This window comes from Ensifer sp. R1-3, assembly GCF_056739175.1.
Genome location: NZ_CP096515.1, coordinates 191,339 through 214,208 on the forward strand (window position 1 = coordinate 191,339; position 22,870 = coordinate 214,208).

The 22,870-nt window shown below is 62.3% G+C and carries 19 protein-coding genes; 9 read left to right on the forward strand and 10 right to left on the reverse strand.

Annotated features, from left to right (window positions below; genetic code table 11):
- Positions 1-376: 376 nt before the first annotated feature.
- Positions 377-1,294 (reverse strand): sugar kinase, encoded by a 918-nt coding sequence (locus M1D43_RS00965; RefSeq protein WP_107608223.1) that lies wholly within the window; start codon positions 1,292-1,294, stop codon positions 377-379.
- 134 nt (positions 1,295-1,428) lie between these two features.
- Between M1D43_RS00965 and bglA the strand changes: the two genes are divergently transcribed.
- Positions 1,429-3,072 carry a beta-galactosidase BglA gene (gene bglA / locus M1D43_RS00970; RefSeq protein WP_153313307.1) on the forward strand — a complete coding sequence of 548 codons (1,644 nt, stop codon included), beginning with the start codon at positions 1,429-1,431 and terminating at the stop codon, positions 3,070-3,072.
- A gap of 183 nt (positions 3,073-3,255) precedes the next feature.
- On the opposite strand, the gene ade is transcribed toward bglA, so the two are convergent.
- The 8 genes from ade to M1D43_RS01010 all read right to left on the reverse strand — a co-directional run bounded on the left by ade (position 3,256) and on the right by M1D43_RS01010 (position 11,374).
- Positions 3,256-4,953, reverse strand: coding sequence for an adenine deaminase (ade, locus tag M1D43_RS00975; RefSeq protein WP_153313308.1), 1,698 nt, complete (start codon positions 4,951-4,953; stop codon positions 3,256-3,258).
- A gap of 87 nt (positions 4,954-5,040) precedes the next feature.
- On the reverse strand, positions 5,041-6,369 hold the full coding sequence (gene aptA / locus M1D43_RS00980) for an omega-aminotransferase AptA (RefSeq protein WP_010969917.1): 1,329 nt from the start codon (positions 6,367-6,369) through the stop codon (positions 5,041-5,043).
- 89 nt (positions 6,370-6,458) lie between these two features.
- On the reverse strand, positions 6,459-6,992 hold the full coding sequence (locus M1D43_RS00985) for an ATP-binding protein (protein ID WP_010969916.1): 534 nt from the start codon (positions 6,990-6,992) through the stop codon (positions 6,459-6,461).
- A gap of 145 nt (positions 6,993-7,137) precedes the next feature.
- Complete coding sequence (locus tag M1D43_RS00990) at positions 7,138-7,482, reverse strand: ArsR/SmtB family transcription factor (RefSeq protein WP_013844758.1); 345 nt, start codon at positions 7,480-7,482, stop codon at positions 7,138-7,140.
- Between the two features lie 118 nt (positions 7,483-7,600).
- Positions 7,601-8,344 carry a HugZ family pyridoxamine 5'-phosphate oxidase gene (locus tag M1D43_RS00995; RefSeq protein WP_013844757.1) on the reverse strand — a complete coding sequence of 248 codons (744 nt, stop codon included), beginning with the start codon at positions 8,342-8,344 and terminating at the stop codon, positions 7,601-7,603.
- 25 nt (positions 8,345-8,369) lie between these two features.
- Positions 8,370-9,419, reverse strand: coding sequence for a choline ABC transporter ATP-binding protein (choV, locus tag M1D43_RS01000; RefSeq protein WP_010969913.1), 1,050 nt, complete (start codon positions 9,417-9,419; stop codon positions 8,370-8,372).
- The gene (gene choW / locus M1D43_RS01005; RefSeq protein ID WP_003535852.1) at positions 9,416-10,261 is read right to left on the reverse strand and encodes a choline ABC transporter permease subunit; all 846 of its coding nucleotides are present in this window, start codon (positions 10,259-10,261) and stop codon (positions 9,416-9,418) included. Before choW ends, choV begins: the two co-directional genes overlap by 4 nt.
- Before the next feature lie 156 nt (positions 10,262-10,417).
- Positions 10,418-11,374 carry a choline ABC transporter substrate-binding protein gene (locus M1D43_RS01010; RefSeq protein ID WP_153313309.1) on the reverse strand — a complete coding sequence of 319 codons (957 nt, stop codon included), beginning with the start codon at positions 11,372-11,374 and terminating at the stop codon, positions 10,418-10,420.
- A 286-nt stretch (positions 11,375-11,660) separates the two neighbouring features.
- Between M1D43_RS01010 and M1D43_RS01015 the strand changes: the two genes are divergently transcribed.
- The 8 genes from M1D43_RS01015 (at position 11,661) to M1D43_RS01050 (ending at position 21,709) form a co-directional block, all read left to right on the forward strand.
- Complete coding sequence (locus M1D43_RS01015) at positions 11,661-12,248, forward strand: thymidine kinase (protein ID WP_010969910.1); 588 nt, start codon at positions 11,661-11,663, stop codon at positions 12,246-12,248.
- Positions 12,249-12,408: 160 nt separating this feature from the next.
- Entirely contained in the window at positions 12,409-13,497 is a 1,089-nt protein-coding gene (locus M1D43_RS01020; RefSeq protein ID WP_153313310.1) for a hypothetical protein, read from the forward strand.
- Positions 13,498-13,558: 61 nt separating this feature from the next.
- Complete coding sequence (locus tag M1D43_RS01025) at positions 13,559-14,707, forward strand: hypothetical protein (RefSeq protein ID WP_027990600.1); 1,149 nt, start codon at positions 13,559-13,561, stop codon at positions 14,705-14,707.
- Positions 14,708-14,710: 3 nt separating this feature from the next.
- Positions 14,711-16,627, forward strand: coding sequence for an AAA family ATPase (locus M1D43_RS01030; protein WP_153313311.1), 1,917 nt, complete (start codon positions 14,711-14,713; stop codon positions 16,625-16,627).
- A gap of 188 nt (positions 16,628-16,815) precedes the next feature.
- The gene (locus M1D43_RS01035) at positions 16,816-17,220 is read left to right on the forward strand and encodes an endonuclease domain-containing protein (protein WP_153313312.1); all 405 of its coding nucleotides are present in this window, start codon (positions 16,816-16,818) and stop codon (positions 17,218-17,220) included.
- Positions 17,221-17,422: 202 nt separating this feature from the next.
- Complete coding sequence (locus tag M1D43_RS01040; RefSeq protein WP_153313313.1) at positions 17,423-18,712, forward strand: DUF6638 family protein; 1,290 nt, start codon at positions 17,423-17,425, stop codon at positions 18,710-18,712.
- A 3-nt stretch (positions 18,713-18,715) separates the two neighbouring features.
- Positions 18,716-19,939 (forward strand): DUF2333 family protein, encoded by a 1,224-nt coding sequence (locus M1D43_RS01045; RefSeq protein ID WP_153313314.1) that lies wholly within the window; start codon positions 18,716-18,718, stop codon positions 19,937-19,939.
- Between the two features lie 63 nt (positions 19,940-20,002).
- Positions 20,003-21,709, forward strand: a complete 1,707-nt coding sequence (locus tag M1D43_RS01050; RefSeq protein ID WP_153313315.1) for a formate--tetrahydrofolate ligase — start codon at positions 20,003-20,005, stop codon at positions 21,707-21,709.
- A 71-nt stretch (positions 21,710-21,780) separates the two neighbouring features.
- Here M1D43_RS01050 and M1D43_RS01055 read toward each other — a convergent pair whose 3' ends face one another.
- Positions 21,781-22,839: an ISAs1 family transposase gene (locus tag M1D43_RS01055; protein ID WP_153313328.1), complete on the reverse strand. Its 1,059-nt coding sequence runs from the start codon at positions 22,837-22,839 to the stop codon at positions 21,781-21,783.
- Positions 22,840-22,870: the final 31 nt, after the last annotated feature.

Here is a 22,870-nt window from a genome sequence, read left to right on the forward strand (position 1 = left end):
CGTTCCTTCCAGGGAATCAGGTGACGTCAACATCACCAGCCTGCCATGACCGCCTCTCTCAGTGAATTTGCAGAACCTTCAGCACACTACCCTGGGTAGCCGCGGTCTGAACCCCCCCGTTGCCCCTCACCCTAACCCTCTCCCCGCGCGCGGGGAGAGGGTTAGGGTGAGGGGCAGGGCCTTGCTTCGGGACAATCTGCCCTGCGGGGGAGATGCGCGGCAGGGCAGAGGGGAAATTGCTGATACCCACCCGGATCCCGCTCCAGATCACGATGTTTTTAGGTCCGATCGACTAGAAATGTGAAGGTGTTCGGTTCCAACAAGTTAAGACGCGGGATGCAGGCGGAAAACCGCACGCACTTTTCCTCATCCCGCTCTAACCCCGCGGCAGCTTGTCCCGTCCGATCAACGCGCCATGGTGGCCGATCACGGCGGCCGCAATACGGGCGGCGAAGGCCGCGGCATCTGCCGGTCTGTCGCCGCTGGCAAGACGGGCGAGGAAGGAGCCGTTGAAGCTGTCGCCGGCGCTGGTCGTGTCGACAACGGCGGAAACCTGCGAGGCGGGAACGTGAACCCGGTCTTCACCCGTAAAATCGAGCGTGACGCCGTTTTCACCATCCTTGACCGCAACGTTTTCGGCGCCGAGCGCGCGATAGCGCTCGATGGTCGCTTCCACTGATGCATCGCCGAAATGCGTGGCCTCGTCGTCGAAGCTCGGCATCACCATCGTTGCCGCCCGGCCACCGGCTTCGATCGTCGCGCGCATCCGAGCGGCGTCGTCCCAAAGGCGCGGCCGGATGTTCGGGTCGAAGACGACCTGCCGTCCGCCCGCCTTTGCCCGCCGAAGCTCCGCAAGCAATGTTTCTGCCGCGTCCGGCGACAGGATCGCCAGGGTGATTCCCGAGAAGAACACCACATTCGCCGCCTCGATCGCCGCCCGCAGCCGATCGGGATCGTCGGCGAGCAGTTTGGCAGCGGAAGTCGAGCGCCAATAGGAGAAGCTGCGCTCGCCGTCCTTGAGATGGATCATATAGAGGCCGGGCGTCCGGCCTTCGATCCTGCGGATGTGCGCCGTGCCGACGCCGGTGCTCTCGATGAAGGCCAGCAGCTCGTCCGAAACGGTGTCGGTCCCGACGGCCGTGAAATAATCGACCGTCCAGTCCGCCGGCAGGAAGAGCCGGGCGTAGTAGGCGGTATTGAAGGTGTCGCCGGCATAGCCCTTGCGCAGCATGTCACGCTCCGCCTGCATGAGCTCCACCATGCATTCGCCGATCGAAAGCAGTTTCCCCGCCATTCAGTCCTCCCTTTCCGCTGATCCGAATTAAGCGCATGTCACTGCGCGAGCAAGCGAATGTTGACGACGGCGTTTACTCGAAGAAGCGGTGAAGATAAATCTGGCATTGCTAAATCAATCATGGAGAGTTGCGCATGCCGGCGGCATCGGGATCTGACGAAAACTGGTGGCGCGGAGCGGTGATCTATCAGGTCTATCCGCGATCCTTCCAGGACACGGACGGCGACGGAATGGGCGACCTTCGCGGCGTCACCCGTCGGCTTCCCCATATCGCCTCGCTTGGGGTCGATGCCATCTGGCTCTCGCCCTTCTTCACCTCGCCCCAGGCGGATATGGGCTATGACGTTTCGGATTATTGCGACGTCGATCCCATGTTCGGCACGCTCGCGGATCTCGACGAGATGCTGGCGGAGGCCCATCGGCTGGGGCTCAAGGTGATCATCGACCAGGTGATCTCGCATACATCCGACCGGCACCCCTGGTTCGTCGAAAGCCGCTCGAGCAGGACCAATCCCAAGGCGGATTGGTATGTGTGGGCCGACCCGAAGCCGGACGGCACGGCGCCGAACAACTGGCTTTCGATCTTCGGCGGTCCGGGCTGGGAATGGGACGGGGTGCGCCGGCAGTACTACCTGCACAATTTCCTCTCCTCGCAGCCGGACCTCAACTTCCACAACCCGGAGGTTCAGGAGGCGGTGCTCGCGACGGTCCGCTTCTGGCTCGACCGCGGCGTCGACGGTTTCAGGCTCGATACGGCGAATTTCTATTTCCACGACCGGCTTCTGCGGGACAACCCACCGCTGGTGCCGGATCCGGACGCGACGAGCCGCGATGCGCCGGAGGTCAATCCGTACGGAATGCAGGACCACCTATATGACAAGACGCAGCCGGAAAACCTCGATTTCCTGCGCCGGTTTCGGGCGGTGCTCGATGAATATGGCGGCCGCGCGACAGTGGGGGAGGTCGGGGACGGGTCACGCTCGCTGCAGACGGTTGCCGCCTATACGAGCGGCGGCGACAAGCTGCATATGTGCTATACCTTCGACCTGCTCGGACCGGAATTCACCGCGCGCCACTTCCGCCGCTGCGTCGAGAATTTCCAGTCGACGGTGACGGACGGCTGGGTCTGCTGGGCCTTTTCCAATCACGACGTGATGCGTCATGTCAGCCGCTTCGCGCTGCGCGAGGCCGACCGGGAGCGCGTGGCGAAGCTTGCGATCTCGCTGCTTGCCAGCCTGCGGGGCACCATCTGCCTTTATCAGGGAGAGGAGCTCGGCCTGCCGGAGGCGGAGCTTGCCTTCGAAGAATTGCGCGACCCATACGGCATCCGCTTCTGGCCGGCCTTCGCCGGACGTGACGGGTGCCGGACGCCGATGGTCTGGGAAAGAGAACTGTCGAATGCCGGCTTTTCCGCCGGAACCCCCTGGCTGCCGGTTCGCGATGGGCACCGGATGCTGGCGGTGGACGCGCAGGAGGGCGTGGAAGGGGCGGTGCTCGAGCACTATCGCCAGACCCTTGGGTTCCGTCGGGCGCAGTCCGCGCTGGTCGACGGAGACATGATCTTCCTGGGCACCAACCAGGACCTTCTGGTCTTCACGCGGGAAAAGGACGATGAGCGGCTGCTGTTCGTCTTCAACCTGACCCAGGAGCCGCAGACGTTTCACCTCCCGACGACGCTCGTCGCCGAGCCGCATCCGATGCCCGGTTTTGCACCGGTTTTCGCTGATAATGCGATCAAGCTCGCCGCGCTCGACGTTTTCTGCGGGAGGTTGCGTTAGAGCACTTCCAGGAAAAGTGTGTAACGGTTTTCCGTCCGGAAGTGCGTTAGATCAAACGGTTAGAGCATTTCAGTTTTTCCATGAAACAGTGAAGGGCTCTAGTGGAGTTGAGGTGCCGCTGCGACAGTGAATGCGGCACCCCCTCTGGCCAGAGGGGGCTTTCCGGATGCCGCGCCTCGACCGTCACCCGATCAGCATGAACCTGTCCACATCCACCAACCCGCGGTCGGAAATCTTCAAATGCGGGATCACCGGCAGCGGCAGGAAGGCGAGTTGCAGGAAGGGCTCTTCCAGCGTGGCGCCCAGGGCGAAGGCGGCCTGGCGCAGATGGTGCAGGGTGTCTCGCACGCGCTCGTAAGGTTCGAGGCTCATCAGGCCGGCGACGGGCAGGGCGATCTCGCCGGTGACCTTGCCGTCATGGACGACGACGAAGCCGCCCTTGATCTCGCCGAGTCGATTGACGGCAAGTGCCATGTCGTCGTCATTGACGCCGACGACGCAGATATTATGGCTGTCATGCCCGACGGTGGACGCGATCGCACCCTTCTTCAGGCCGAAGCCCTGGACGAAGCCATTGGCATGATTGCCGTTGACGCCGTGGCGCTCGATCACGGCAACCTTGATGATGTCCCGGTCGAGATCGACGCCGGTCCGGTTGCCTTCGGCGGGCAGGCGATACCGGCGGTGTTCGGTGATGATCTTTCCGGGCAGGACGCCGAGCACCGAAGTCTCGCCTTCGTTGTAGGGGAGGCCGAAGTCCGCGGCCTTGACTTCGCGTGCCTTGACGCTGTCGAGCCCCACCGGTTCGACCGGCTTGCGTCCGGCGAAGAGTGCATCCGTAACGCGCCGCCCGGCGGAAAGGACGAGTTCGGCCTTGCAGTTTTCCAGGCTGTCGACGACGACGAGGTCGGCGCGCCAGCCAGGTGCTACGAGGCCGCGATCGCGCAGGCCGAAGGCACGCGCGGCGGAAATCGAAGCGGCGCGATAGATGGCGAGCGGCTCGACGCCGGCGCTTATAGCCGTGCGGATCATATGGTCGAGGTGGCCCTGCTCGGCGATATCGAGCGGATTGCGGTCGTCGGTGCAGAGAGCCAGATAGGGCGACAGCCGCTCGGTGAGGATCGGCATGAGGGCCTGCAGGTCCTTGGACACGGAGCCTTCGCGTACGAGGATGTGCATGCCCTTGCGTATCTTTTCGAGCGCTTCCTCCGCGCTCGTGCATTCGTGATCGGTGCGGATCCCCGCCGCGAGATAGCCGTTCAGTTCCTTGCCGCGGAGCAGAGGAGCATGGCCGTCGATATGCCCGTCCTGGAAAGCATCTAGCTTGGCGAGGCAAACCGGATCCTTGTTGACCACACCCGGGAAGTTCATGAATTCGGCAAGGCCGATTACCTTCGGGTGATGACGGAAGGGCGTGAGGCGCCCGACCGGCAGGTCGGCACCGGACGTCTCCAGGTGGGTCGCCGGCACGCAGGAGGAGAGCTGGACGCGGATGTCCATGACCGTCTCCATCGCCGAATCCAGGAAATACTGGATGCCTTCGGTGCCGAGCACATTGGCGATCTCGTGCGGATCGCAGATAACAGTGGTGATACCGAGCGGCAGCACGCAGCGGTCGAACTCGTGCGGGGTAACGAGCGACGATTCGATGTGGAGGTGCGTGTCGATGAAGCCGGGAACGACGATGCGGCCGGTAACGTCGATCTCCTCGCGGCCCTCATAGTCGCCGCAGGTACCGACGATGCGCTCGCCCGAGATGGCGATGTCGGAGGCGACGAGCTCGCCGGTGACGAGATCGAAGAACCGCCCGCCCTTGAGCACGATGTCTGCCGGTTCACGGCCGACGCCCTGATCGATGAGACGCTCCAGCGCTTCGGACATGTGTGCACCTCGCCCTTGATGTTGATTCACGACAATAACCCTCTCCCCGGATCCGGGGAAAGGGCTTCGCAGCTGGTGAGGAACGCGTCAGATGTTGTTCTTCAGCACGTCGCGCAGCTTGTCGAAAAGCTCGTCGATCTGTCGCTTTTCGATGATCAGCGGCGGCGACAATGCAATGATGTCGCCCGTGGTGCGGATCAGGAGGCCTTTCTCATAGGCCTTCAAGAAGGCCGAGAAGGCGCGCTTCGTCGGCTCCCCTGCGATCGGCTCGAGCTCGACCGCGCCGATCAGTCCGATATTGCGGATGTCGATGACATGCGGGCAGTCCTTCAGCGAGTGCAGCGCCTCCTCCCAATAGGGGGCAAGCTCGGCGGCGCGCGTCAGCAGGCCTTCTTCCCTGTACGTGTCCAGCGTTCCGAGTGCCGCTGCCGAGGCGATCGGATTGCCCGAATAGGTGTAGCCGTGGAAGAACTCGATAAGGTGTTCCGGCCCGGTCATGAAGGCATCGTGGATTTCCGATGTCACGAAGACCGCGCCCATCGGAATGACGCCGTTGGTAAGCCCCTTGGCCGTGGTGATGATATCGGGCTTCACGTCGAAATATTGAGCGGCGAAGGGCGTGCCGAGACGGCCATAGCCGGTGATCACTTCGTCGAAGATCAACAGGATGCCGTGCTTCGTGCAGATTTCGCGCAGCTTCTGGAGATAGCCCTTCGGCGGGATGAGAACACCGGTCGAGCCGGCGACGGGCTCGACGATGACTGCTGCGACCGTCGAGGCGTCATGCAGGGTGACGATGCGCTCGAGTTCGGCTGCGAGATCGGCGCCGTGCTCGGGCTCGCCGCGGCTAAAGGCGTTCTTGGCCGGCAGGTGCGTGTGTGGAAGGTGGTCGACGCCCGTCAGCAGCGTGCCGAACATCTTGCGGTTGGCGACGATGCCGCCGACCGAGATGCCGCCGAAGTTGACGCCGTGATAGCCGCGTTCGCGGCCGATGAGCCGGAAGCGCGAGCCATTGCCCTTGGCGCGGTGGTAGGCGAGAGCGACCTTCAAGGCGGTATCGACCGACTCCGACCCTGAGTTGGTGTAGAGAACGTGGTTCATGCCCTCGGGCGCGATATCGACCAGCCGATTTGCGAGCTCGAAGGCTTTCGGATGGCCGAGCTGGAAGGCCGGCGCGTAGTCGAGTTCGCCCGCCTGTTCGCGAATCGCCTCGGTGATCTTCGGCCGACAGTGGCCTGCATTGACGCACCAGAGCCCCGCGGTCCCATCGAGAACCGTCCGCCCGTCATGGGTGGTGTAATACATGTCCTTGGCGCCGACGAACAGCCGCGGCTCCTTCTTGAACTGCCGGTTCGCCGTGAACGGCATCCAGAAAGCGCTGAGATCGTTGGGCGTGGTGTTCAGGCGGTTGGACATGTGTTTCCTCCTCGTCGAGTCCCGGCAATCCGGATTTGCCAGGCCGGATTCTTTACCCGCTGGTCAAACTATCAGCCCGCCGATGGGCGTCAAGCCAGGCGAAACGATCCGCTTTTCACGGCCTGGATCACGGCACTCAGCGTGTCCTCCCGGGTGTGTCCTTCGGTCGGGAGAACATGCCGTTCAAGGGGGCCGAGCGATGAGAGTTGCTGATGAAGCGCTGCGATGGGCACCGGGTCGGTCAACGTGTCACCGCCGCGCTGTTGGCAGCGCCGGATGGCTACATCGAGCGGCGGACGCAGAACGACGTAGTGGAGCGGTGCCGTTATTTTCCTGAACGGTTCCAGGAACCACGGTCCGACGATCCCGTCCACAACGACGAAATAGCCGCCACGTGCGTAGGTTGCGGCCACTTTCGTCAGCACATCGACGACGACGGCGTTTTGTTGGTGAGCTTCAGGCAAATAGGGTGGGATCGCCCCGTTCTTGATGAAATGCCAGAAGTCGTCGCAGTGAAGATGGACCTTCGACGATCCGGGCTCTGCGGCGAGCGCCTGCGCTGTCGTGGTCTTTCCGGAGCCGGGTGGCCCGGTGAGGACGAGAATTTCGCTTTCAAGGTTCATGGCGCGATCATGTAGCACGATGCTGCGGGCCAGTCAGCGACAGGACGGAGGAGAAGGCTGCTCACCCGCCAAAAATGAAGCCCCGCGATCGGATCGGCGGGGCTTGAGGAGGCGGTGCTGTTCGGTCGAAGGACGTCTTGGGAGATTACGCCGATTTGCGAACGAGAGGCTTTTCTTCCACGGCATCGGTGTCGTCGCCGTAAATGTCGGATAGTGCGCCCAGAATCTTCAATACGGCGTCGGACGAGCTCGAATAATAGATCGTCTGTGCGTCACGACGGGTGCTGACCAGATTCTGCGCACGAAGCTTCGAAAGGTGCTGAGAAAGAGCCGATTGGCTCAGCCCGACCTTATGGGCCAGGGCGCCAACCGCCATTTCCTCCTTGACGAGAGAGTCGAGGATGAGCAGGCGTTTCGGATTTGCCATGGCCGAAAGGAAACCGGCTGCTATCTCGGCGTCCTCGTGTTTTTCAGGCGGAAGAGGCTGCATCGTGTGCTCCATGCGAAAATTCATCACACGTAGTTATGATTGATGAAGCACGATAATTAGCCGTGATGCATAAAAGGGCAACCACCCCCTGCAAGAAATGGGGGTAGCTAAGATGCGATTAACGGTAAAGTTTTTTTAGAATTGGCCGTAATTCGGCCGCGTCGGCAAGGGGCGTCTCAAACTCCAGGCGGCGCAGACGGTCGCCGTCCGACAGGTCGAGCCCTGCCGAATCGATGCCGACGATCTTCCAGTCGCCTTCGGGTGCGCGGCAATGAGTGGTTGCATAATATCTCACGGCTTCGGCGTGATCGGCGTTCATGTGCTCGATCGCGCCGCCTTCCATCTCCGCGATCGCGGCCGCGGCCGGTGACGCGATGGCAAGATCCTCAGCCGTCAGCACATAGGCGCGGCCGAAGCCGCCATTGAGGCTTGCCCGCAATGGGTTGAGTCGGAAGAAGCCGAAGTCCGGAAAATCGACATAGAGTTTGGACTTGGGGTGCCGGCGAAGGAATCGTTCGCGAAGACGCAGGTGGAGCGCGCAATCCCGCGGGACAGCCTCCGCCTCGCACTGGACCGTCAGTCGCGGATGGGCGAGCGGGTCGCCTTTGCCCGGCTCGCCGGTCAGCAGCGAAGCACGCCGGTCCGCCGTGAGCGCTTGAGTATGGGTCGAAAGCCGCGACACGAGGATGACCGGCGTTCCGTCGATGTCGATGCCGACGAGTACACGGCTGACGAAGGGGAAACCATCGCTCGCCGGCTCTATCGCGGCAAGCGCGCCGCTTCTCGCCGAACGAAGAAGCACACGGGCAAGCTTGCGTGCTTCCTCGTCCGTCTCGCGCAGCACATTGGGTTTCTCGCTCATGATCGCCTCCTTCCGGCGGGCCGCGTCAACCTTTGTTGCGGTGGCGCGTCAACCCTTCGACGATGTTTTGCGCGTCGATGGTCCCGACGACGGAGCCGTTGTCGACCACACCTATGCTGCCCGGCTGGCGCGACATGGCGTCGAGAATATCGACGAGCGGCGTGGTGGGCCTGGCCGTTGCCGAAACGCCGGTACTGGCGGCGGCTCGCCCGACGCCGGTCTGCATCACATCCTTCGCCGTCAGCATGGTGATCGGGTTCATGTGCTGGACGAAATCGGCCACGTACTGATTTGCCGGCTTCTTCACGATCTCCTGCGGCGTCCCGCACTGGATGATCCTTCCGCCTTCCATGATGGCGATGCGGTTGCCGATGCGGAAGGCCTCGTCGAGATCGTGGCTGACGAAGATGATCGTCTTTTTCAGCCGCCGCTGGAATTCGAGCAGTTCGTCCTGGAGGCGCGTGCGGATCAGCGGGTCGAGAGCCGAGAACGGCTCGTCCATCAGCAGGATCGGGGCGCCGGTGGCAAAGGCTCTTGCGAGGCCGACCCGCTGCTGCATGCCGCCCGAGAGCTCGTTGACCTTGCGGTCTGCCCACTTGGCCAGGTTAACGAGTTCAAGCTGCTCGCCGACTCGCTTTCTTCGTTCGGCATCGGCAACGCCGGCCAGTTCGAGCCCGAACCCGACATTGTCCGCCACCGTTCGCCACGGCAGGAGCGCAAACTGCTGGAACACCATCGAGACCGTATGCATGCGGAAGTCGCGGAGCGACTTGGCGTTGCAGCGATAGGGGTTCAGCGATCCGTTCGCGGTCTTGACCTCGACCTCGCCGCGCACGACCGGCGCGAGGCCGTTGACGGCCCTGAGCAGCGTCGACTTGCCGGAGCCGGACAGACCCATCAGAACGAGGATCTCGCCTTCATTGATGGTCAGCGAAGCGCCGGCCACGCCCAGCACCAGGCCCGTGGCTGCACCGATCTCGTCGCGCGTCTTGCCCTGGTCGACCATCTGCACGGCAAGTTGCGGGTTCTTGCCGAAGATGATGTCGACGTTCTTGAAAACGACGGCGTCGCTCATGCGCCTTCTCCTTCATCGGACGAGCGGAAAAGACGGTCGAGAACGATCGCGAGAATGACGATACAGAGACCGGACTCGAATCCCCTGGCGATGTTTACCGTGTTCAGAGCCCTGAGGACAGGCACGCCGAGTCCGTCGGCACCGACGAGCGCCGCGATCACCACCATCGAGAGCGACAGCATGATGGTCTGGGTCAGGCCCGCCATGATCTGCGGCATGGCGAAGGGCAGTTCGACTTTGCGCAGCACCTGCCAGGGCGTCGCGCCGAAGGATTCGGCGGCCTCGACCAGCGCCGGCGGCGTCGAGATGATGCCGAGCCGCGTCAGCCGGATCGGCGCGGGGATGGCGAAAATGACGGTGGCGATCAGCCCGGGTACCATTCCCAGTCCGAAAAGGATCAGCGCCGGAATGAGGTAGACGAAGGTGGGGATCGTCTGCATCAGGTCGAGGATCGGCCGCATGATCGAGTAGATCCAGGCACGGCGCGCGGCAGCTATGCCGAGGGGCACGCCGACGGCCATGCTGACGAAGGTTGCCGCAAGGACCAGCGCCAGCGTCTCCGTAGTCTCCTGCCAATAGCCCTGATTCACGATCAGGAGCAGCCCGAGACAGGTGAAGGCGGCAATGCCGAGGGAGCGCCGGAACCACCATGCGAGCGCCGTCACGACGGCGATGATGATAAGCGGGTGCGGCGTCTGGAGGATGTAGAGCAGGACCGAAATGATCGCCGAAAGCACATTGGCGAGCTGGTCGAAGAACAGGTTGAAATTCGTCGTCAGCCAGTCGACGAAAGACTTCGCCCAGGCGCCGATCGGGATGGGGTTTTCAGTCAGGAATTCCACGAAACAGGGTCCCTCTTGCCAGGGTCAACACTCAGGTCGGAAGACCGGTGGAAAAAAGGCGGGGTGTTTCCCCGCCTCACTGCATTTCCCATATCGGAGCCGATTTGAGCATGGAACATGCAGCAATTCAAAATGCTACGCGTGATCTGCCGCCGATCAGAGGCCGAGGGCGGCCTTGACCGCGGCCATCCCGTCGCCGCCATCCTTGGTCGTGACCCCCGCAAGCCAGGGTTCGATGCTCTGCGGATTGTCCTTCAACCACCCGGCCGCAGCTTTCTCCGGGTCTTCACCGTCGTTGAGGATCTTGCCCATGATCTCGTTCTCCATCTGGAGGGAGAACGAGAGATTCTGGAGAAGCTTGCCGACATTCGGGCATTCGGTCGTGTATCCGGCGCGCACATTGGTGTGCACCGTCGCACCGCCGTAATTCGGGCCGAATACGTCATCGCCGCCGGAAAGATAGGTGAGCTTGAAATTGGCGTTCATCGGATGCGGTTCCCATCCGAGGAAGACGATCGGGTCGCCGGACTTTTCGGCGCGGGCGACCTGGGCCAGCATCCCCTGCTCGGAGGATTCGACGACTTCGAAGCCCTTGAGATCGAAGGTGCCTTTTTCGACCATGTCGATGATCAGGCGGTTGCCGTCATTGCCCGGTTCGATGCCGTAGATCTTGCCGTCGAGTTCGTCCTTGTGGGCAGCGATATCCTTGAAGTCCTTGATGCCGAGCTCCGCGCCCTTGGCATTGGTCGCAAGCGTGTATTTCGCGCCTGCGAGGTTTTCGCGCACCGTCTCGACGGATTTATCCTCGCGGTAGGGGGCGATATCCGCTTCCATGGTCGGCATCCAGTTGCCGAGGAAGACGTCGATGTCCTTGTTCTTCAGCGATGTGTAGGTAACCGGCACCGACAGCACCTTCACGTCCGTCTCGTAGCCGAGCGCCTCGAGGATGGTCGTCGCGGTCGCCGTCGTCGCTGTGATATCGGTCCAGCCGACGTCGGAGAAGCGGACGGTGCCGCAGCTTTCCGGCTCGGCTGCAAAAGCGCTTCCGGCAGTCAGGGTTGCCATGCAAACGGCTCCCGCCAGCATGAATTTGAGAGAAAGCGTCCTTATCATCGTCGTCGTTCCCCTGCCTTATGTTCTTTTTTTAGCCAAACACCAATGAAGCGCGAATTCAAGCGCCCTGGCGTTTAAAGAAGTGTATTGCCTCAGTACATTAACGGGATGCACAATGCGACGCCTGATGTCGCAATGCCCGCGAAATGCCGGCCCGCCGAACCGATCAGCACTTGCGGGCCAAAGCATGTGCGTCCTTGCCGAAAACTGTGAGTCGCTGCGGGATGCTCTGGTCATCGGACGCGTGCCCCGTCATGTAGCGGGCACGATGTCCGGAGATGGGACCATGTCCAAACTTTATTTCAGCTATGCGACGATGAATGCCGGCAAGAGCACGCTGCTCCTGCAGGCCGCCTACAACTATCAGGAGCGCGGCATGCGCGTCGTGATGCTGATAGCAGCCTTCGACGATCGCGCCGGCCAGGGTCGCATCGCGTCTCGCATCGGGCTGGAATCGGAGGCGATCCCCTTCCGCGCAGAGGATGATCTCCATGGGCTGATCGAGCGCCTGAACGGCGACGGCTCCGGTGAAATCGCCTGCGTCTTCGTGGACGAGGCGCAGTTCCTCGGTGAAGATCAGGTCTGGCAGTTGGCGCGTGTGGCGGATCGCCTCGGCATTCCGGTCATGGCCTATGGCCTGAGGACGGACTTCCAGGGCAAGCTCTTCCCCGGCTCCATGGCCCTGCTCGCTATCGCGGATGAGTTGCGCGAAGTCAGGACCATCTGCCATTGCGGGCGCAAGGCAACGATGGTCGTCCGCCTCGACGGCCGCGGCAAGGTCATGCGGGAGGGCGCGCAGGTGGATGTCGGCGGCAACGAGAAGTACGTCTCCTATTGCCGTCGCCATTGGGACGACCGGATGCGCGAAGGCTGACGCGCAAGCCGACCGGCGGCGATGCACCGGCCCTGCTGCCCTGCACTCGAAAAAGCGGCCACCGCCCTTGTCGTTCCGTGCTAAACATCCTTTATATAAGTGCAATCAAGGGCTGAAACGGTCCGGCGTGCACTGCTGGCTGGCTTGAGGGGAGAAGGCAATGGCGACGCTGCAGAATTTTGATACGGAGATCGAGAAGACCAGAACCGTCGTCAAGGACATGCGCAGCAAGCTCGAGCAGTCCGGCGTCGTTCTCGAGCAATTCGCCAAGGCGGACACCAGGCTCGGCGACGTCAATTTCGATATCGAGAACGCCCGCATCCAGGACGTCGTCAACCAGCAGAAGGTGATGGAAGCCAACATCGCCGATCTGATCATCGGACTGGAAGACGCGACCAATGTCTTCGGTGCCGAGTTCGAGAGCATGAAGAGCTATACCGGCTACGAGAAGTTCATCGGCATCTTCTCAAGGCAGAAGATGCAGCGCTTGCGCACCGATCGCGTGCGCAACATGTCGCTTGCAGGGAACCTGCAGGAACTGCTTTCGAAATCGGACACCATCGTCGGCATCCTCAAGGACCAGAAGGCGATCCTCGACCAGCGATACAAGACCTCCGAGCAGAGCCTCATCCAGGTGATCGAGCGCCGCAAGGGCACGATGGCGGCGCTGGAACAGACGCAGAAGCGGATCGAAGAGCTCAACCCGCTGCTGCTCGATATCGAGAACAGGATCGCCGCCTCGACAGACCAGAAGACCCGAACCGACCTCGAGGGCGAGCGCTCGCAGCTTGCGACCGAATACAACGAAAAGCAGGCGAAGGAGCAGGAGCTTCTGGCCGAGAGCCAGACGCTCGAACGCTACACGGCCATGTTCCAGACCTTCGTCGATTCGCTGAACAACCAGATCGCCGCCCAGAACACGCTGATCAACAAGCTGACCATCGACACGGAACAGCGCATCGTTCTCTACAAGGCGCTGGAAGATTCGTTGAAGACGGCTGCGCAGCAGGACGTGGCACACAAGATCAACACGCTCGGCAGCCAGGTGGACACGGCCGCCGAGGAGACCATGGCCGGGATCGGCGCGGCCGCGCAGCGCCACATCGGCGACTTGCTCGAGATGCATGAAAAGAACATGCTTGCGACGCAGGATATCCAGCGGCGCAAGAAACTCGCCGACGACGCCTTCGCGCGCCGCTTCCAGACGGTGATGGACAAGCATAATGCCGCAAATTATGTGAAGCAGTGATCGGCAAGACGGCAATGACCCGATTTCCGACCGCCTTTCGGCATTGGCCGGGAGAGCTGCCATGAATACCGCCATTTCTCCGGCCGTCAGGCAATATTTCGGCTCCATCCGCGCGGCGCTCGCAGGGCTCGAGCTCTTCCTCGGAGACCGCAATTCGCCGCTTTACCGTGACACAGTCGTCGGCGAGATCATCGTTCCCTATCTTGCCCGGCTGAAAGCCTCGATCGCCTGCTGGGAAAACCGGATCGGTTTCGTCGAACAGTTTCGCATCTCGCGCGCCGAAAGCGGCTTTCCCGTTTTCCAGAACGTGCTGGAACTCGAGAACGACCGGCAGAATGCGGAGAAGCGGCTTGCGAGCATTCCTTCCGCCGATGCGCTGCGCGAGGAGATGGTCGATTTCATCCTGAGGCAGAAGGCGTTCCCCGAGGCGCTTCAGGCGCGCATGGCCGAAAGGCTCTATCTGGAGCAGATCGGCAAGGGGGATATCTTTTCGCCGTTCGTGCTGCCGGAGACGATCCGGGTCGCGGTCAATTCGAAGACGATGCGGCCCTTTTACGTCGTTTCCTGGGGCGCGTTCGACGGCAGCCAGACGCTGCCGATGATCTATATGGCGACGATCGAGGATTCCTCGGAAAATATCGTCGAGATGCTGGTGACCGAGGATGGCAAGCTCAATCCGGACGTCCAGATTCCGCTGCCGGTCGGCGGCCTGCTCAATCCGGAGCTCGCAAGCCGTTTTGACGATTTCGCCTCCAAGAACAGCACCTATTCGCTGACGCCGGTGACGATCGCCACCAATCTCGACAGGGACTTCCCGGAACTGCATCCGAAGCAGCTTCGGCGGATCGTGCTCGGCCCCTTCTATTCGGCGGGCATCACCGAGAACAATGCGAGGATCAACGACATTCTCTCCAGGGTGCGCAAGACCGAGAATGCGTGGCTGCTCACCTGGACGGTGCAGGAAGTCTTCTCGAAGGCGGAGCGGCCGGCGACGCGCGGCTTCTGGTCCTCCACCCAGGCGCAGGAGGAGTTTCACATCGACACCGCCGATCTGGAGGCGGCGCGCATGGGGGTCAGCGCTTACGAGAAGCATGCCCTGGTGCCGCATGACGCGTACCAGGCGCTCTATGCCTCCGGCGAGGCCGCCCAGGTCTTCGGCGATTACAAGGTGCATGTCATATCCGGCAACCAGGTGGTGAGCGAGGTCTGAGCCATGGCATTGAACACAGGGCTGACGACGCTGCATGAGGACGAGATCGCCAGACATCAGGCGGTGGCGCAGAGCCTGGTCACCAAGCTTGCCATTGTCGAGCGGGACGATGGCGCCGCCGCCACACCGCTGGCAGGAACGGGGCGCCGTTTCGTCTCGACGGTCTCGACCGGCGGTCAGCGCCGCAGCCGCGAGGTCGAACTCGCACGCACCATCCAGGCGGTTCGCAGCGCCGATCCGCTCCTGTCGCCGGCGCAGCATTCGGTACTCTATCGCACCCGCCGCGGTATCCAGGTGGCGATGGCCGTTGCCGATGTCTTCGCGCGGCAGACCAACCTTGAACAATTGCAGGCGCGTAACGCCACCGCGCCGCTGACCGGCGAGGATGCGGCTCATTTCAAAGCGCTGCTCTCTGCTTCGGCCTATATCGCCGCCTTCACGCTTGCCGCCTATCTCGGCGCGACGCTGCAGGGAGAGGGCGAGCCGGTGGACGATGCCGCAGAGCCGGATTTCCTTTTCGACACGCCGCAGGATGCGCTGAAAACCATGGTTGCCGGTCTCGACCGCAGCATTGCCGGTGCGCCGGACGAGCTCGCGCTGGTCGCACGGGCCCGGGCCTTTTCCCGCATCGCGATCGAGGGGCTGATTGCGCGCAAGGCGCGTTTCACCGGTCTGCAGAATTTCGAGAGCGTGCACATCCGGCTCGACCAGGACGATTTCACGCTCAACGGTTTCGACGTCGCGCCCGGGCAGAAGCGCAAGCCGCTGGTGATGACCTTCAAGAAGCCCGAGGAGATCATCGGCAACCACATCGCCAAGTACCAGGCGCTGAAGCTCGCCAAGATGCTGATGGCCTACGACTTCGACCGGCAGATGAACCCTTTCGTCGAACTCGGCGGTTTTCTGTTCACCTTCATCGGCGACGGCATGCCGGGCACCGGCAAGACGATCCTGATCCAGATGCTCGCCGGCATGCTGCACGAATATTGCGGCATCGCCGGTTATCCCTTCCATTACGAGAATTTCGGCGTCGACCAGATTTCCTCCTATCAGGGCAAATCGGGGCAGAATTGCAAGGAATTCGTCAACAATGTCGTGAACCCGCGGGCGATCGGCTTCGGCACGATCGACGATGTCGACCAGGTGGCGGCAAAGCGCTCCGACGACCGTGCCTCGGCCGGTCAGCACGAGGTGACGGCGGTGCTGATGGAGAGCTTCGCCGGCGCCTCGACGGTGGTGCGCGGCAACTGCACCTTCGGCATGTTCTCCAACTATCCGGAGAATGTCGACGACGCGCTGCGCCAGCGCGCCGGCGCGCGCTGGCTGGTCGACGGGCCGCAGACGGAGGACGACTATATCGACATCTTCGCGCTGCTCGTCGGCAAGAACCACCAGATCCCGCTCGGCGAGCATGATCTCTATGCCGGTCAGGAGATCAAGCGCGCCGTCTCGCAATCCTATGCCGCGCATGCGCAGCCGCAGGAGGAGGGGCTTGCCGCGGTCTGGGAACGCTATCAGAAGGAGAAGGGCAAGATCGCCACGCTCGCCGATGTCGGCGGCTATCTGCATATGATCAAGGAGGCGGAACCCCGCTTCACCGGGCGCGCGATCAGGAACATCACCGATGCCGTCAAGCTGAGGGCCATGGACGTCGAACTGCCCGACGACTGGTTCAAGGACGCCGGCTCGTTCATGCATAGGCCCTACGACGAGAAGAAGGCGATGATCGAGGAACTGCGAGGCCCGATCACCATCGACATGGTGCTGCAGGAAATCAATCGCTATGCCGATAGCGAGTTCCGCTACACCGACAAATCCGACGATGCGGCCGTCGGCGAGATCATCCGCCGCGAGCGCCAGCGCGAGAGGGCGATCCGAGAGATCGAGACGATGAAGCGCGAGGGCAGGTGGCAGGGATGACGGTTGTGTTCGCGGCATTTGCCCTCCACCTCGGGGCTGCCCCTCACCCTAACCCTCTCCCCGCGCGCGGGGAGAGGGGACGAGATCCCATGGGCGCGTTGTCGGGTGCGATTGAACACAACGGTGTCCCCTCTCCCCGCGCGCGGGGAGAGGGCTAGGGTGAGGGGCAAGAGGGCGGACCAAAAGAAATGAGAGGAGCGAACGAACGCAAGACAGAACGCGCGAGAGGTCTGCGGCAAAGCGACAACGATGCAGAAGCGCTCCTTTGGTCGGAGCTGAGAGACCGGCGTCTAAACGGCTTCAAGTTCGTCCGGCAGGTCGCCATCGGTCCTTACTTTGCTGATTTCGCCTGCCGTGATGAGAGGCTGGTCGTCGAGGTCGACGGCAGGCAGCATCAAATCGGCAGCGGCGATGCGAGGCGCGACAAGTTCATGGTCATGAATGGATGGAGTGTGCTCCGCTTCTGGAATACGGACATCTTCAATGACCGCGCCGCGGTACTGGAGACGATCGTGGCGGTGCTCGAGAAGCGGTTGGTGCGGGAAGTGAGGAGTGCGGATTTGACGTTCATTCCGGGGGAGAAGAAGAGATGAGTCCGGTGTTGAACTTGGCGTCTCGGTCTGCCCCTCTCTTCAGCCTATTGCCCCTCACCCTAACCCTCTCCCCGCGCGCGAGGAGAGGGGACGCCGTTGTGTTCGACCGCACCCGACAACGCGCCCATGGGATCTCGTCCCCTCTCCCCGCTTGCGGGGAGAGGGTTAGGGTGAGGGGCAGAACGCTGAGGAGCATGGCCGCATGAAGCGCCTTTTGGAAGCGGAGCTCATCTATGGACGGCTGCTTGACATTTCCGAGCCGCATCTCGTCGCGCGCTACAACAAGGCTCTCAAAGGCTTCGGGCTGAAACCGACGGCTCTTCAGCGGTTCAGCATCGACATGACCGGCTTCTCTCCCGAAATCGCCGAGGAAATCGGCGACCGCGACTATCTGGATCCGAACCGGGTCAACCGGCGCTTCATCATCCTGACGCCGGCGCAGGCGGAGCTGCCGGTCGTGCACACGAGCTTCTCCAACACTGCGGCACTGATGCACGAATTCTTCAACGCCAATGGCCGCGCGATCAACGCGATCACCATCAAGGATGCGCTCTACGGCGAGATCGAGGATTCGGTCTCGGTCGTCGAGGACATTGACGATCTGCTTTCCATCAATGAAGTCCGCTTTCGGGTGCTTTCGGCCGAGGACATGCTCGGCAAGGCGACCGAACTGCGCGAGCTCGTGGACCGGCTGAAAAAGGTGCCGAACGCCTGGGCGGACGACGCGATGCTCGATCGGATGGTCGAACTCGCCAGGACGACCGGCGACATAAGGCAGAACGTGCTCGTGCCGGACGAACTCGTCTTCCGCCATGAGGCCTTCTGGGCCAATCACTTCGGCGGCGTCTACGTCTTTCTTGACGAGAAGACGACGACTGTCATCTGCGACCCCTCGGTGCCCGGTTTCCGCCGGTCGCGGCCCTGGCAGGTGAGCTACATCGCCATAACCGACCACGCCCGCATCTATGACTTTCTGGCGACGACCAACCGGCTGCAATTGCCGCAGGCATCCTGGGTGCAGGAGTCCGGCCTGTTCCAGCATCGCGCGGACATGGTGATCCGCGGGCTCGTCGACGCCGCCGACCCGAATGCAGACCTGATGAATGTCGACCGGATATGGCTGCAGACCTGGATCCACCGCAATGCGGCGCTCGTGGCGCGCGACGGGATTTACCCCTTCCTTCAGGAAATGGCGCGGGCGATCGCCGCGACGGGCACGGTCAGGATGCAGGACGTCGCCGCGGAGAACCGGTTCCTGCTCGTCCGGGCCGCCCCGCAGCATCCGGATCAATGGCTCGTCAACCGCCTGATCTCCGAACTCGTCCCGCGCGATTTCGTCTCGCGCTTCGTGTTCGACAAGCAAGGCTTCTACAAAGCCTATGAGGGCTACAGCGAAAAGTTCCGCGAATATGTTGTTGCGACACTGACCGGCACATATCTCAAGGACAAGGCCGCCTTCCGTCACAAGCTTTACGGTCTCAAAGAGGAATAAAACATGTTCGATCCGATCGTTGCGTTCTTCCAGCGTGTATTCACGGCGATCGGCCGTGGCATCGGATTGGCGGTGGCGTGGCTTCTCTGGCCGTTCGTCGCGCTCGGCAACTGGTATGGGGGACGAAGCTGGATCATCAAGGGGCCGATCGGCCTGATCCTCCTCTGCCTCGTGCTCTTCTACGCCTACTTTGTCTGGCAGACGCAAGCCTGGACGAATTTCGACCCGGACTATGTCGACCGATACAAGCTCGCCGACCGCAGGACGCCGGCCGGTTCACCCGTCAGCGGTCCGGGGGCAACAACGGGACAGTCAGGCTCGGCGGCTGACGCAAACCAGGCCGCCGCGGTCGCTCCTTCCGGTGCGGACAGTACGACCGAAGCCCTTGCCGTGGCCCAGCTTCCGGCCGGGACGGTCTGCCAGACTTCGGCCATCGTCGACGTGGCGGCCGACCTCATCGACCTCAATGTCAATCAAAATGCCTGGATATCGTCGATGCTCGGCTACAAGCTCGGCTTTTTCGGGATTGACTGGGACGACACGCCCTGGCTCGACAACAAGGCGTCCTTCCAGCGCGGCGTCAACCAGGCGGTGCGCCGCACGTCGGTGGAACTCGTCGATTCGCTTGGGCGCGTCCGTGGCACGTCGGGGGTCAACAACGAGCTCCAGAACGCGCGCGGAAGCATCCAGTTCGACGAGGAAACCTGGTATTTCGGCCTGAACCCCTTCGGCCCCAAAACCCCGACCCCGAGCTTCTACCGCTCGGCTATGCGCGATCTCAGGAAGTTCAACGTCTCGCTCGGCAAGTGCGAAGCGATCTTCGACGGCCGATCCGACAACATGGTCGAATTCCTCGACCGGGTCGCGAACGATCTCGGCAATACCTCGGCGATCATCCGCGAACGTTCGGAGTTCCACAATGGCGGCTGGTTCGACACGCGGGCGGACGACCGCTTCTGGTTCGCCTTCGGCCAGCTCTACGGCTATTACGGCATTCTCTCGGCCGCCGGCGCCGATTTCGAGAATGTCGTCACCCAACGCGGCCTGGCGCCGATCTATACCGAAACGATGAAGCAGCTTCGCGCGGCGCTCAGGATCCAGCCGCTCATCATCTCGAACGGACGCGAGGACGGCTGGATCATGCCGACGCACCTGGCGACGATGGGCTTCTACATCCTCCGGGTTCGATCGAACCTCGTGGAGATGCGCGATATTCTTGCCCGTTGACGGGCGGCATGTCAGCGTAAGCGATAGGAAACGGAACTTGCGCATTCTCGCGGAGGAGGCGGGATGCGCGGGGCAAACTGGGGGGAAGCCGTGGGAGAGGTAAAGTCCGACATCGAGATCGCGCGCGCCGCGCGCAAGCAGCCGATCATGGAGGTCGGCGCGAAGCTCGGCATTCCGCCGGAGCATCTGCTTCCCTACGGCCATGACAAGGCCAAGGTCAGCGCCGAATTCATCGCTGCGCAAAACGAGAAAAGGAACGGCCGGCTCATTCTGGTGACGGCGATCAACCCGACGCCGGCGGGCGAGGGCAAGACGACGACGACCGTCGGCCTCGGCGACGGCTTGAACCGCATCGGCAAGAAGGCGATCGTCTGCATCCGCGAGGCGTCGCTCGGTCCCTGCTTCGGTATCAAGGGCGGGGCGGCGGGCGGCGGTTACGCCCAGGTGGTGCCGATGGAGGACATCAATCTCCATTTCACCGGCGATTTCCATGCGATCACGTCGGCGCATAATCTGCTCTCCGCCTTGATCGACAATCATATCTATTGGGGCAACGAGCAGGCGATCGACATTCGCCGCATCGCCTGGCGGCGGGTCATGGACATGAACGACCGGGCGCTTCGCCAGATCGTCGGCTCTCTCGGCGGCGTCGCCAACGGCTATCCAAGAGAGACCGGCTTCGACATCACCGTCGCCTCGGAAGTCATGGCGATCCTGTGCCTGGCTATGGACATCAAGGATCTCGAAAAGCGGCTCGGCAACATCATCATCGGGTACCGTCGTGACAAGAGCCCGGTCTTCGCCCGGGATATCAAGGCGGACGGGGCGATGGCGGTACTGCTCAAGGACGCGATGCAGCCGAACCTGGTGCAGACGCTCGAGAACAACCCCGCCTTCGTCCATGGCGGCCCCTTCGCCAATATCGCGCATGGCTGCAATTCGGTCGTGGCCACCACGACGGCGTTGAAGCTTGCCGACTATGTGGTAACCGAGGCCGGCTTCGGCGCCGATCTCGGCGCCGAGAAATTCTTCGACATCAAGTGCCGCAAGGCAGGGCTCACGCCCGATGCCGCCGTAATCGTCGCGACTGTCCGCGCGATCAAGATGAACGGCGGCGTGAAGAGGGAAGACCTCGGGAGAGAGAGCATCGAGGCGGTCAGGAAGGGGTGCGCCAATCTCGGCCGCCACATCCAGAACGTCAAGAAGTTCGGCGTACCGGTGCTCGTCGCGATCAACCATTTCACCTCCGATACCGAGGCCGAGGTCCGGGCGATCAAGGATTATGTCAGAACGCTCGGTTCCGAGGCGGTTCTGTGCAAGCACTGGGCCGAGGGTTCGGCGGGCATCGAGGAGCTCGCTTACAAGGTCGTGGACCTCGCCAATGCCGGCCATTCGCAATTTTCGCCGCTCTACCCCGACGAGATGCCGCTCTTCCAGAAGATCGAGACGATCGCCAAGGACATCTATCACGCAAGCGAGGTGATCGCCGACAAGCTGGTGCGCGAACAGCTCCGGACCTGGGAAGACCAGGGCTATGGCGATCTGCCGATCTGCATGGCGAAGACCCAATATTCCTTCTCCACCGACCCGAACCTGCGCGGAGCACCGACGGGCCACGCCGTGCCGATACGCGAGGTTCGGCTGGCCGCCGGCGCCGGCTTCATCGTCGTGATAACCGGCGAGATCATGACGATGCCCGGCCTGCCGAAGGTGCCTTCTTCGGAGCGGATCCGGCTGAACGAGCAGGGGTATATTGAGGGGTTGTTCTGAGGTGATTAGAGCTGGGCTGCTCCTCTCCCAGGCTGCCCCTCACCCTAGCCCTCTCCCCGCAGGCGGCAGGGCTATCGCATATGAGCGATAAGAGAAGTGAGGAATTCGTCATCCCAGCCCGCCTTTTTAATTTTCCGGCGGATGGAGGCCTTGTCGGGGTGCGATCGCAAGAGGTTGAGAGCGATCTTGCGCAAGAACGCAATGTTCTGCGGGCCGTTGTCCTTGCGGTTTCTGGCGGCGTCCTCGCGGAAATGCAGGTTGTTTTCGATTTGCCAATGGGTTCTTACAACCTCGATCAGCGCGCTCGGCGACATGGTGGTGGAGAGCAGGAAGTAGCGGACATGGCTGGTCAAATGGCCGTTGGTATGACGGCTTGTGGTCTCGACGCAGCCGATGGCCTGCAGGCCCGGAAAGTTGATATCGTCGACAGCCACAACGCTGGCACGGCGTGTCTCGGTGCGGTCATGGGCAGTCTCGGCTGCAATCTGGATGCTCTCGACGTGGTCGGCGTCCTCGATGCGGGCGAGCGCCTGGGCCAAGAGGCCGGGCTGGTTGGCCTTCAGTGCCAGAGCATAATCGCCGCCGGCAGCGAGGATGGCGCGGGCGGTGTCGGGCCGGCAATGCAGGGCATCGGCGGTGACGATAGAGCCCTCCAGTGCCAGCAGCGCGAGCGCATCGAGAGCCCCTTGCACCTCATTGCGGCCCGGCGCGAGCTTTTGGCCAATGACCAGACCGGGACCGGCAGCCCAGACATTGACGAGGTGGAGTGGCGTGGCCTTGGCGGCGCGCCGGTAGGCACCGCGCACCGCCTTGCCATCGATCGCTACCACCCCTTCGAGACCCTGCGCAAAGCTCGCCGTGAGACGGCGAAAGGCCGCGTCAAAGGCATCCGGATCGAGATGGCGGAAGACTGTGGAGAAGGTGTCATGGCTGGGAATGCCATAGGGCAGCGGCACGATTGTCTTCAGCCATTTTTTCTTGGCGACACCGAAATCGGCCATATCGGTACAGCTTTCCGCACCGCAGACAATCGCCGCAACGGCAATGAACAGGATCGACGTCAACGGATGGCGCGCATTGCGACCGCGCGGATCGGGCAAATCTTCAAAGCAAGCGGCAAATCTACTCATCGAGACCTCCAAGTCAGCGGAGAACTCCAAG